This is a genomic window from Nocardia bovistercoris (assembly GCF_015674855.1).
Lineage (GTDB): Bacteria > Actinomycetota > Actinomycetes > Mycobacteriales > Mycobacteriaceae > Nocardia > Nocardia bovistercoris.
Map to the genome: position 1 here is coordinate 284,263 of NZ_JADMLG010000012.1, position 11,220 is coordinate 295,482.

The following is an 11,220-nucleotide window of genomic DNA, read 5'->3' on the forward strand; positions in this document are numbered from 1 at the left end:
CGGGGTCCCGTCGGCGTCGACCATCTGCCGGCCGCCGAAGCAGACCACAGGTATGTCGCCGCGGTGGAGGTGGTCGCGCCTCAGCCCTTCGACAGCTCCGGCCCGCCGCTCGCGGCGACCGGCTCGAGCCGCCACGGACCGTTGCCCTCGAGTTCGAGACGCTGGGTGTGGTGGCGGTCGACGGTGCTGCGGTGCGCGACGCTGACCAGGATGGTGTCGGGGCGCTCGGTGCGGATCAGGTTGTAGAGGGCGAATTCCAGGCCCTCGTCCACGGCGGAGGTCGCTTCGTCAAGGAAGACGACCTTCGGCCGGTTGAGCAGGATGCGGGCGAAGGCGATGCGCTGCTGCTCACCGGGGGACAGGATCTTGGCCCAATCCGATTCCTCGTCCAAGCGGTCGACCAGGTGGGCGAGGTGCACCTTGGTGAGCGCATCGCGCAGGTCGTCGTCGGAGAATTCATCGGGGTGCGCCGGATAGCAGACGACGGTGCGTAGGTCGCCGAGCGGCAGGTAGGGGATCTGGGACAGGAAGAGGGTGCCATCGCCCGCCGGCGTGCCGAGCTCGCCCGCGCCGTACGGCCACATCTGGGCCAGTGAACGCAGCAGGGTGGTCTTGCCGCTGCCGGAGGAACCCTTCACCACGAGCGCGTCGCCGCTGGACAGCCGAAGCCCGAGCTGCTCGATGAGCACCGTGCCGTCCGGCTTGCGCACATCGATGCCGGTCAGCTCGACCGCGTCCGCGAGATCGGACACCGTGATCTCGGGCAGCTCACGCGACTCGGCGCTGGCCGCGCGCATGCCGTCGAGACGGATGAGGGCGGCGCGGTAGGCGGCGAAGTCGTCGTAGGCCTCGCGGAAGAACGACAGCGAATCGTGGATGGCACTGAACGAACTCGCGGTCTGCTGCACGCCGCCGAGGGTGACCGAGCCGTCGAAGAAGCGCGGCGCCTGCAGGATGAGCGGGAACACCACCGCGGTCTGGTTGACCGAGAGGTTCCAGCCGCTGAACTTCAGCGTCCGATACACGACCTGCCAGTACACGCTGATCACCGCCGCGAACCGGCCGAGCAGCCCGCGCCGCTCCACGCCCTCGCCGCGGTAGAACGCCACGTTCTCGGCGCTGTCGCGCAGGCGCACCAGCGCGTAGCGGAAGTTGGCGGTGACGCGTTCGTAGAGGAAGTTCAGGCGGATCAGCGGTCGGCCGAGCCAGAACGCGACCACCGTGGTGACCAGCACGTAGGCCAGGACAAGGAACATCATCGCGCGCGGGATCTCGACGCCGAAGATCGGGATCGGACCGGACAGATCCCACAGGATCTGGGTGAAGGAGACGACGGTCACCACGGCGCTCACGCCGCCCATCGACAGCACCCGCGACTGCTGCACGAAGCCGGTGATGTCCTCCTGGACACGCTGGTCGGGGTTGTCGATCGTGTCGTCGATGAAGCGGGCGCGGTAGAAGGCGCGCCCGTCGAGCCAGTCGGTGGTGACGTGCTCGGTGAGCCACAGCCGCCACCGGATGTCGAAGGCCTGCTCGAGGTAGTAGTCGAGCAGCACGCGCACCACGTGGATGGTGGCAAGGACCGCGAAGAGCACCAGCGAATCCCAGAACGCGGCCTCGGCGGCGTCGAGTCCGGCGGTGTCGCCCTTGGCCAACGCTGCCGCGGCGGCCGCCAACGCGGTGTACATGTCGTTGCCCTGATAGGTGAACAACACGTTCATGCGCACCGCGAACACCGTCATGAACAGCAGGACCGCGACGAACAGCAGCGTGCGCCATGCGCCGCGGCCGGTGAAGTAGGCGCCGCTGACCCGCCAGAACTGGCGTCCCCAGCTGGTCGTCCACAGCAGCAGCGCGGCGACGACCGCGAACAGGACCGCGCTGATCGAGAAGGCGATCGACAACCATTTCACCGACTCGAAAAACTCGTTGCCCCAGTCCCTCGACGTCTCCACAGAACTCTCTCCGTTCCCACGGACCAGCGCCCGTCCACCGACACACAAAGACAGCACGCGACGGGCGGACGGAAAGTCGGCGCAGCGGTGGTCGAATCGAGCTGCGCTCGAGGAGATCTCGTGGGAGCCCCCGCGTGCGGTCGCAACAGCTTAATCACCACCGGGTGCGTGCCGCAGCGTGAACCGCGCTATTGGCCCGCCCGACCGGTCACGATGTCCGATCGGACGGGGCGCGCGGGCGAATTACCGGGAGCTGCTGATCTGTGCCTTCTTGGCGGCGAGCCGGGCCGCGAATTCGGGTGATTCGAGCGTGGCCAGTTGCGGCACGATCTCGGTGTCGACGGCTGCCGCGTGATCGTCGAGTTCGGCGGTCACGCGCATCGTGCGCTTGGTGGTGACGAGCAGGTCGCGCGGAGCATCGCCCGCGCCCGCCGCGAAGTCCACGGCAGCCGCGAGCAGCGCGTCGTGGTCGCCGTCGACCGTGCGATGCACGAGACCGGCGGCGTGCCCGGCCTCGGCGTCGAGGATTTCCCCGAACAGCGTCATCGCGACCGCGCGCTGCCTGCCGACCGCGCGTTGCAGCATCCAGGTCATGCCGCCGCCGGGATGGATGCCGAGGCGCAGGAATCTCGCGTCGAATCGGGCGCGCGGTCCGGCGATCCTGACGTCGGCGGCCAGCGCCAGATTGAGTCCGGCGCCCACCGCAGCGCCGCCGACCGCGGCCACCGTCGGCAGCTCGCAGCGGGCGAGTGCGAGGAATCCGTCGTAGATCGTGCGCAGCCCCCGCTCGCGTGCCGCGCCGAGTTCGGAGAGGTCGGCGCCCGCGCAGAACGCGGGCGGGGTGCCGGTGACCACCACCGCGTGCACGTCGGTGTCCCGCTCGGCCGCGCCGATGGCCGCCGCCAGCTCTTCGGACAGCGCGGGTGTCAGCGCGTTGCGCCGCTGCGGGTCGTGCACGGTGATGATCGCGACTCGGTCCCGTCGTTCACTTCTGATCTCCGCCATGACGGGATGGTATGCCGGTCCTGATGCGCCGGGCCACCTCCCCGAGTCCGTCGGCGAGAGCTTCGCGCTGGTCGGCGGTGAGAACGTCGATCAACAACGCGCGCACGAGCGCCACGTGCGCGGGCGCGGCCTCCTCGAGCGCCTTCCTGCCCTCGGCGGTGAGTACGGCGGTGACGCCGCGGACATCGGTGGGGCAGGCTTCGCGACGGACCAGTCCGGCGTCCTCGAGTCGGCTCACCTGGTAGGTGAGCCCGCTCTTGGAGTTGACCAGCGAATCGGCGAGTTCGGTCATCCTGATCCGCTGCTCGGGCGCCGCGGCGAGTCGGACCAGGACCTCGTACTGGGTGTGCGAGAGGCCCGCGTCGCGTTTGAGCTGCTGTTCTATCTCGCGGTCGAGCAGTGCCCAGCCCGACAGCAGCGCCTGCCAGGCGCGCATCTCTTCGGGGGTGAGCCACCGCGGTTCGGTCACGCCGCCAGTTTACCGATGTTGTTCGAATTCGAACAAAGCGCTACGATCGCCTTGGTTGTTCAAATTTGAATAACTGGGAACGTGGAGGTTGCCATGACGGTGTCGGAACGAATGCCGGTGCTCTACCTGTCGCACGGCGCGCCGCCGCTGGCCGACGATCCCGTCTGGCCCGGCCAACTCGCCGCCTGGTCCGCCCGCCTGCCGCGCCCCGCCTCGGTGCTGATGATCTCCGCGCACTGGGAGGACGCACCCATCGCCCTGGGCGCCACCGAGACGATCCCGCTGGTCTACGACTTCTGGGGCTTCCCCCGTCACTACTACGAGGTCGAATACCGCGCCCCCGGAGCACCCGACCTCGCCCGCGAAGTCCACGCACTGCTGCGCGCGCCGGGCCGCGAAGTACGCCACGCACCCGAGCGCGGCCTCGACCACGGCGCCTACGTGCCCATGGTCGAGATGTATCCCGACGCCGACGTGCCGACCCTGCAGATGTCACTGCCGACCCTCGACCCGACCGGCCTGTTCGAGATCGGTCACGCCCTCGCCCCACTGCGCGAGCAAGGCGTGCTGATCGTCGGCAGCGGCTTCTTCACCCACAACCTGCGCGCCCTCACCGACGACGGCACGGTGCACCCGGTCATGGCCGACTTCGACGAATGGGGCGCCCGCGCACTCGCCGACGGCGACATCGACACCCTGCTCGACTTCGAGAACACCGCCCCCGCGCCGCATCTGGCACACCCGCGCACCGAACACCTCGCCCCGCTCTTCGTGACCCTCGGCGCGGGCGCGGCCGACCTGAGCGCGCAACACACCGTGATCGACGACTTCTGGCACGGTTTGTCCAAGCGCTCCATCCAGCTCGGCTGATTCGAATCGACCAACGGGGGCATGGGCACGCGGGCCGCGACTTGCCGCGGGGCCCATACGGGATCAGCGGCGGTGCGCGGTGCCGACGACGAGGGGCACGATGGTGGGCATCAGGGTCGGCATGCGGGTGTGGGTGAGGTGTTCGATATCGAAATCGGCTGTGCGGAGCAGGGATTCGAAATCGCGGTTGGCGTGACAGCCGTCGGCGACGCGGCGTTGCACCGGGGTCATGAGGTCCTGGAGGACCGCGCGCGCTCCGGTGCCTCGGACGTGTTCGTGGAACAGGAACGACCCGCCGGGGCGCAGGACTCGGTGCACCTCGGCCAAGGCGCGGGCCGGGTCGCGCAGGGAGCAGAACACCAGGGACGCGGTGACGGTGTCGAAACTCGCGTCCGGGTAGTTCAGGGCGTGCGCGTCGCCGTCGACGACGGTCACCGGAGCGGCGGGCTTGTCGTCACGGTCGGCCAGCGCGGTGCGCAGCGCCGAGTTCGGTTCGAGCAGGATCAACTCGTCGAGGTCGTCGGGGTAGTGCGGCACGGAAAGCCCGTTGCCCGCGCCGATCTCCAAGGTCCGGCCGCGCGCGCCCGCGAGTTGAGCATGTCGCATATCGGCCTGGCCCGCGCGGTCGACGCCTGCCATGAAGCGGGGATACCAGCGCGCGAACAGGCGCGCGCCGAAGGTTGTTGTGGTCATGACTCCCGAGTGTGATCCGCAGGCCGCCCGCAGCGCATGGCCGATTCCGGCCATTCTCGATGGCCGGAACGGGTGATCCGCCGCAACCGTCGAATCCGGTTCGCTGTCGGTATGACGAATCCCACGCCTGAGCACCGAGCCGGGACCGAACGGCCTCCGATTCGCGCGAACATCCCGCACGCGGTGTTTCGCGGCGGGGCCGATCGGCGATCATCGAATGGTCGGGTGAGGTGGTGGGCACGGTGCGGACGGCGGCGCGACGGCGCAGGCTGAGCCTGTCCCAGCGAAAGGAAGGAGGGCGCGGTGCTGCGCGTCGAGGACCAAGTCGTACGCCATGTGCGGATCGGCGCGGGTGATGTCGCGTGGTCCGAGGTCGGAGCGGGTCCGCCGCTGCTCATCGGCGGTTGGTGGTGCGGCCATCTCACGCTGAACTGGGAAGATCCGCTGTTCCGCGCCTACCTGTCGCGGATGGCCGAGCGGTTCACCGTGCTCAGGTACGACCAGCCGGGGCGCGGCGCGTCCGGTGCGGCCGGGCGAGTGCTGGATCTGGAAGGTGAGATCACCGTCACCGCGGAACTATTGGACGCGCTCGGACACGACCGCGTGCACGTTCTCGGCGCTTCCTCGGGGGCGGCCGTGGCGGCAGGTCTCGCCGCGCGCCTGCCCGACCGCGTGCATCGCCTCGTGCTCTACGGTGCGTTCGCGCGCGGCGCCGACATCGCGCCGGAGAGCGCGCGCCGAGCCATGGTGAACACCATCTCCGCCCACTGGGGGCTCGGGTCGCGACTGCTCGCCGACGTATTCGTCCCCGGCGCCGACAACACCGAACGCGACCGCTTCGCCCAGTTCCAACGCCTGTCCGCCACCGCCGAACAGGCCGCGTCCACACTGGCCGCCGCCTACGACATCGACGCCACCGACCACCTCGCCGCCGTAACCGCCCCCACCACGGTGCTGCACCGCACCCACGACCGCGCCGTCCCCTTCGCCCTCGGCGTCGACGTCGCCCGCCGCATCCGCCGCGCGACTCTGATCGAACTACCCGGCGAGGACCACTTCCCCTGGCGCGGCGACGCCACCTCCGTTGTCGACGCCACCTTGCGCGGCCTCGGCCACCCCGTCCGCTCCCGCCCCGCCCCACCCGGCCCCGACGCGATCACCGACCGCGAACGCGAAATCCTGCGCCTTGTCGCCGACGGCCTCACCGACCAACAGATCGGCGACCACCTGACCCTCAGCCCCCACACCGTCCACCGCCACATCGCCAACGCCCGCACCAAACTCGGCGTCCGCTCCCGAGCCGCCGCGGCCGCCGCTCTCCGCCCGGACCGAAACCTCTGACGCAGGTGACCGAATCCGGGACTTGTGCTCCATCGTGATACACGAAAGCGCAGTTGCCCTTGTTCGGATCGGCGGGTAGGAGAAACTGTCGCCATTTCGAAGTATCGACCGGGCGGTATTTCTATATTGTTGAAACTGAAGTCCCTGTCGGTCGACCGAACAGTTCTTTCCGGACTGATTCCAATAATCGGATATCTATGGCGTTCCGGTGGGTGTCTGGCCGATACTGATCGAGGTCGAATCTTATTTCACGGGGGAGTTGGGTAAGTGCTGTCTTTCATCGAGTCGCGCTGTTCCCGTGCCGGCCCCTCTGCCCGGCGTGCAGCCCTTCGTCGAGGTCGACCAGTTCCGCGTGGAGACGGACGGTTCGGGTACCGCCATTCTCGTGGTCGGCCCTGTCGAATGGGGTCCGAGTAACACCAGCCCTTATGACCTGTCGGTGGTCTACGAGGTTTTCGGACCGCAGTACCTGTGCCTAAGGATCAATCCACTCCCAGGCCAGAATATCTCGGCATCGACCTCGGCCCGGTGTGCCTCCAAGAGCTCGATGTCGAGATATCTGCCGAATAGCGACGAAAGGTTGCAATATGTACGAAGAAGGCGTCCAGCTGAGCGGTGAACAACTCGAGCGTGCTCGGGAAGCCCGCGACGCCATTGTGAAGAACGTCGGAATCCTCCGCGAAATTGTCCATTCGGCGCTCGGCGGCACGACCCCGTCGACCGAATCGACCAACGGCCTCGACCTGCGGATCAGCGAGGACAACTGCGTCACTTTCCCCGATATCGGCGGCAAGTACTGCGACCCGCCCGGAATCTGCCTTCCCGCATGAACTGAGAAGACGCCGGTCGGTTCGGCAGCCGTCCCACGGTCGTATCGCCGTGAGATCGATCGGCACGTGTCGAACCGGCTCGCCGCGGGCACGAAGCTCGGTGCTCAGGACGGTGGTGTCGCGACCCAACCCGCCACGATCGCCAGTCCGGTCGGGCGGTGCACGGCGAGGAATCCGAAGGGACGGTCGAAGGTGACTTCGACACAGCGAATCCTGCGCGACTGCGAGGGCGCGGCGGCGCGGGCCATGCCGATAGCGGTCACAGCGGCGGCTTCGAAACCTCCGGAAGTGAAGCGCGCGCACACGTCCTGGACGGCACTGCCGACGTAGAGCGGATCCTCGGCGAGGGCGGGGAAGTGGCCGCGTCCGCCGTCGGCGCAGGTGCGCAGGCCGAAGTGGTCGGCCCCACCGCCGCACTCAATTCCGCTCGCGCGGGCCCGTCGGCGGCCGCGGCGAGCAGTGCGAGCAGCGGCCAGAGTCCCGCGCCGGAGACCACGAAATCGTCCGCGCCCGCCGCTGCGCACCAGCGAGCGGTCAACGCATTGGACGCCGCGACATGAGATCCGAGAAATCTCCCCACGACCGCACCCTATCCCGCCCGCTGCACCGACGCGCGGGTTTACATGGCCTCGGGTGCCTGGTTCATGAGTTCGGTTTCGCTGCGGTCCAGCCGCCGTCGATACCTGGAATGCCAGGCAGTCGCCGCGGTCCGGACCGGGGGAGAAGCGACGTCACGCCGGGGCGCCGAGCGGCGGGTGCTCGAGGACGCGGGGCTTGTACTCGACCAGCTGGATCCGGCCGTCGAAGGTGCGGTGCTCGATCATCTCGAGGGCGACATCCGGATAGCCGTCGTAGATGCGTTCCGCGCCCGTGGCGCCGGTGATGACCGGGAACATCACGACCCGGAATCGGTCGACGAGTCCGGCTCGCAGCAGGGACCGGCACAGGCTCAGGCTGCCGATCGTGGTGAGCAGCCCCGAACCACTCGATTTCATGGCGCGGACCGCCTCGACGGCGTCGTCGCGCACGAGCGTGGAGTTGGCCCACCTCAGCGGCTGCTCGAGTGATGAGGAGAACACCACCTTGGACGCTTTGGTGAGCCCGTCGACGGACGCCTCTTCTTCCGGCCTGAACTCGTCTTGGCCATCGGGGACCTCGCCCGCGGCGAAGCCCGACATCAGACGGTAGGTGTTCGCTCCCATCAGATGGGTGGCCTCCGGCTGCTCGCCCAGCCAGGCGAGGTACTCCGGCCCCTCGAGGCCCCAGAACCCGGGCCATCCTTCTCCCGATGCGTAGCCGTCGAGCGAGGTGATGAAGTCGACGAGAAGCTCCGACATGGCGGTGTCCTTTCCTAGGGTGTCATGGGCTTCGACCGCCTGGGAGCCTGAAACTCATCGGCCGAGCTCTTCGGTATCGACGGCGGCGCCGTCGAAATGGACAGCGGAATCGGCGGGTATCGCCACTCGACCACGCCGCCGATCCGCAACCCGGTACCTTCTGGCTACACTGCTGCACTACGCCGACGACCGCTCGCGGTCCGACTCGATCCGCCTATCAGAGTTACCTGAGTAGAGGGGTTCGAAGCATGAAGTTCGGAAAGACGACCGCAGCTGTTCTCCTGACAGCCTCGGCCATGGCCGTCACGACGGCGACCGCCCACGCAGGGCCCGCCGCACCGACCGAAAAAAGCTGGGAAGCAACAACTTCGGGCGTCGACAACGGGATCGGCTATCGGATCGTCGTTTCGCCGGTGGACGAGATCGTCACCGCCACCGTGGCGAACGGCGGCTTCGAGTTCGCGGGCGACGGCGCGGTGATGCTCGAGACGAGCGACGGAGTCGCGGTTCTCGAAGTGCCGCGGTCCTTCGCCGCCGACGGCCGCTCGATCACCATGACGCACCACATTTCCCCCGACGGCCACACCCTGACGCTGGCGTCACCCGTGAAAGACGCTGCGCGAGCAAAGGACATCAGCTCCTACGACCGACTCGTGGAGCAGATCGACAAGAACCTGCCCGGCGTCGTCGGCGGCGCCATCGTGGGCGGCCTCCTCGGCGCATGCCTGTTCCTGATCTGGGGCGTCAGCATTCCCCTGGGTGTGCTGGTCGGCGGAACCGTCGGAGGTTCGATCATGGGCGGCCCGGAGTTCTTCAACGCCGTACAGGCCTTCGTCACCGGTCAGCCCTGACCAACCGCCCGCCGACCACGCGAATCCAGCAGAATCGGCCTGATCTCTCGAGCGCCGACGGCACGGTCGATCGCCCCGCCCGAGCGCAGGCGATAACGGCGCCGACACGACTTTCGACCCTTGCCGGCCACACGCTGCCCGAATCGACGCCACCGACGATTTCCGTCTTCGAATTCGTTCGATCAGTCGTCGTCTTCCTCGTCTTCTTGCTGCTGCTCGACGATCCGCGCGATCTCCTCGTTCCATCGATGGTAGGCGGGATTGGTCAGTGTGACCCAGACCGACTGGTCGCCGACGGTGACCTCGAGGACGAGATCGGGAAATTCCCATCGCAGCCCACGGGTCGGCTCGACCCACCACCCCGTCGGTCGCTGTCGCACCGTCTCGAACACCCGCTGCACGAACTCATCGAAAACCGCGTTCAGCGCGGGCTTTCGGTCGGGATCATCCACCAGGTAGTCGGCGACATCGAAAATGATTTCGTTGAGTTGCCCCAGGGGAAAGGGTGCAGGCGGTTCGGAGATGAACGTCATGGTGTCCGGGCGGTTCACCTCGATATCGGTGACAAGGCGGGGGTACCTCTTGCCGACATCTTCCAACCTCCATCCTGTCGAAGCCGCGAAGGCAGGCAGGTCCTCGGCGGTCCAGGACCAGGCGAACTCGTTGGCGGCTCGCACAGCCGCTACGGCGCGATCCATATCTACGTTCACGACGCACCAGGTCCTGAGACGGGGTGTCGGCGGGTTCGGGCACGGTGGTGCGGTGCCGTCGACGCAGCCGCAAACCCTCGATGTCGTTCTCGCGCATGATCCTCGCGACACGTTTGTGGTTGATCCGCGCTCCGGAGGGTGCGCTCGTGATTGAGCTCGGCGGTGATCCTGGGCCGCCCGCGGGTGTTGTCTCGGTCGTGGACCGCGCGGATCCTGGCGGCGAGGCGCGAGTCGGCGTCGATGCGGGCGGCTCGTTTGTCGGCGGCGTCGATCCACGCGTAGAACGACGACCGGGCGACATCGACGACCTGGAACAACCGCTTCACCTCACTCTGGTGCGGTCGGCCGCCCTGCAAGTGCCCGCGCTGGTGTCGATCCTGCACCACTCGATGCTAGCCGAGCACGAACGCCCCGCCGGAGCATGGCACAGCGAATGGCAGCCGCTGCGCGATTGCCCGGTCCTGGTCGGCGCCGCCGCGGCCACCACCACCGAACTGCTCGACGGTCTCGTCGTCGACACCGCACAGATGCGACGGAATCTCGACCTCACCGCCGGCCAGATCGTCAGCGAACGACTCTCGACCGCCCCGACGCCGTTGCTGGGCAAAATCGCGGCAAAGAACGTCCTGCGAACAGCGGCGTTCGAGGCCGAACGCACTCGACGCCCGATGGTGGACATTTTGACCGAAAACAGTGATGTCCGTGCGCATTTCGACCACGACGCGATCGCCGCGCTGCTGCTGCCGGTCACCGGCATCGCCGTGGCCGTGCCGGCCGCCGCGATCGTGGTCATGATGCTCGTCGGTGGTGGTCAGCACGGCCCAGGCAGGCACATGCCCGGCGGTGGATCCCCCGGCAGCAGTCACGTGCCCCTGTCCGGTCACGCTCCCGGCGCCGGCGGCCCGCACTCGCAGGCCGTGACCGCGACACCGTCGAGCACGCCGTAACCTCCCGCTACGCGCGGACACTCATCGCGGTGTTCCGACTGGCCCACGCGGCGGTGAATCGGAATGTCCGAAGCGCCTGCCTCGGAGTGGACGGCTCAGTCGACGGGGCGAACGCCCGCCAGTGTCAGGGTGACCAGGCGCCGAACCGCGGCCTTGGAGCGCAGAGAACTGGCGGCCGACAACGCCGCCAGGCAGTACTGTGCGAATTCCTC

Annotated in this window: 13 protein-coding genes; 6 read left to right on the plus strand and 7 right to left on the minus strand. The window is 68.0% G+C overall.

Annotation, left to right across the window (positions count from 1 at the left end):
- Positions 1-80: 80 nt before the first annotated feature.
- The 3 genes from IT779_RS26920 to IT779_RS26930 form a co-directional block, all read right to left on the minus strand.
- Entirely contained in the window at positions 81-1,955 is a 1,875-nt protein-coding gene (locus IT779_RS26920; protein ID WP_196152212.1) for an ABC transporter ATP-binding protein/permease, read from the minus strand.
- A 243-nt stretch (positions 1,956-2,198) separates the two neighbouring features.
- Entirely contained in the window at positions 2,199-2,960 is a 762-nt protein-coding gene (locus tag IT779_RS26925; RefSeq protein WP_196152213.1) for an enoyl-CoA hydratase, read from the minus strand.
- Entirely contained in the window at positions 2,941-3,429 is a 489-nt protein-coding gene (locus tag IT779_RS26930; RefSeq protein ID WP_196152214.1) for a MarR family winged helix-turn-helix transcriptional regulator, read from the minus strand. Before IT779_RS26930 ends, IT779_RS26925 begins: the two co-directional genes overlap by 20 nt.
- A gap of 93 nt (positions 3,430-3,522) precedes the next feature.
- On the opposite strand from IT779_RS26930, the gene IT779_RS26935 reads away from it, so the two are divergent.
- On the plus strand, positions 3,523-4,299 hold the full coding sequence (locus IT779_RS26935; protein ID WP_232542115.1) for a dioxygenase family protein: 777 nt from the start codon (positions 3,523-3,525) through the stop codon (positions 4,297-4,299).
- Between the two features lie 63 nt (positions 4,300-4,362).
- Here IT779_RS26935 and IT779_RS26940 read toward each other — a convergent pair whose 3' ends face one another.
- Complete coding sequence (locus tag IT779_RS26940; protein ID WP_196152215.1) at positions 4,363-4,992, minus strand: class I SAM-dependent methyltransferase; 630 nt, start codon at positions 4,990-4,992, stop codon at positions 4,363-4,365.
- A gap of 303 nt (positions 4,993-5,295) precedes the next feature.
- Between IT779_RS26940 and IT779_RS26945 the strand changes: the two genes are divergently transcribed.
- Entirely contained in the window at positions 5,296-6,333 is a 1,038-nt protein-coding gene (locus IT779_RS26945) for an alpha/beta fold hydrolase (RefSeq protein WP_196152216.1), read from the plus strand.
- Between the two features lie 587 nt (positions 6,334-6,920).
- Positions 6,921-7,163, plus strand: coding sequence for a hypothetical protein (locus IT779_RS26950; RefSeq protein ID WP_196152217.1), 243 nt, complete (start codon positions 6,921-6,923; stop codon positions 7,161-7,163).
- A gap of 104 nt (positions 7,164-7,267) precedes the next feature.
- Here the strand turns inward: IT779_RS26950 and IT779_RS38090 are convergent, their stop codons facing one another.
- Positions 7,268-7,468: a hypothetical protein gene (locus tag IT779_RS38090; protein ID WP_332838981.1), complete on the minus strand. Its 201-nt coding sequence runs from the start codon at positions 7,466-7,468 to the stop codon at positions 7,268-7,270.
- Between the two features lie 51 nt (positions 7,469-7,519).
- On the opposite strand from IT779_RS38090, the gene IT779_RS38095 reads away from it, so the two are divergent.
- Positions 7,520-7,723, plus strand: a complete 204-nt coding sequence (locus tag IT779_RS38095; RefSeq protein WP_232542145.1) for a hypothetical protein — start codon at positions 7,520-7,522, stop codon at positions 7,721-7,723.
- A 171-nt stretch (positions 7,724-7,894) separates the two neighbouring features.
- Here IT779_RS38095 and IT779_RS26960 read toward each other — a convergent pair whose 3' ends face one another.
- Positions 7,895-8,500 (minus strand): dihydrofolate reductase family protein, encoded by a 606-nt coding sequence (locus IT779_RS26960; protein WP_196152218.1) that lies wholly within the window; start codon positions 8,498-8,500, stop codon positions 7,895-7,897.
- Positions 8,501-8,748: 248 nt separating this feature from the next.
- Between IT779_RS26960 and IT779_RS26965 the strand changes: the two genes are divergently transcribed.
- Positions 8,749-9,351, plus strand: a complete 603-nt coding sequence (locus IT779_RS26965) for a hypothetical protein (RefSeq protein ID WP_196152219.1) — start codon at positions 8,749-8,751, stop codon at positions 9,349-9,351.
- Positions 9,352-9,533: 182 nt separating this feature from the next.
- Here the strand turns inward: IT779_RS26965 and IT779_RS26970 are convergent, their stop codons facing one another.
- Positions 9,534-10,061, minus strand: coding sequence for a DUF6301 family protein (locus IT779_RS26970; protein ID WP_196152220.1), 528 nt, complete (start codon positions 10,059-10,061; stop codon positions 9,534-9,536).
- 146 nt (positions 10,062-10,207) lie between these two features.
- On the opposite strand from IT779_RS26970, the gene IT779_RS26975 reads away from it, so the two are divergent.
- A complete protein-coding gene (locus tag IT779_RS26975) occupies positions 10,208-11,008 on the plus strand; it encodes a lyase family protein (protein WP_196152221.1) in 801 nt (266 codons plus the stop codon).
- Positions 11,009-11,220: the final 212 nt, after the last annotated feature.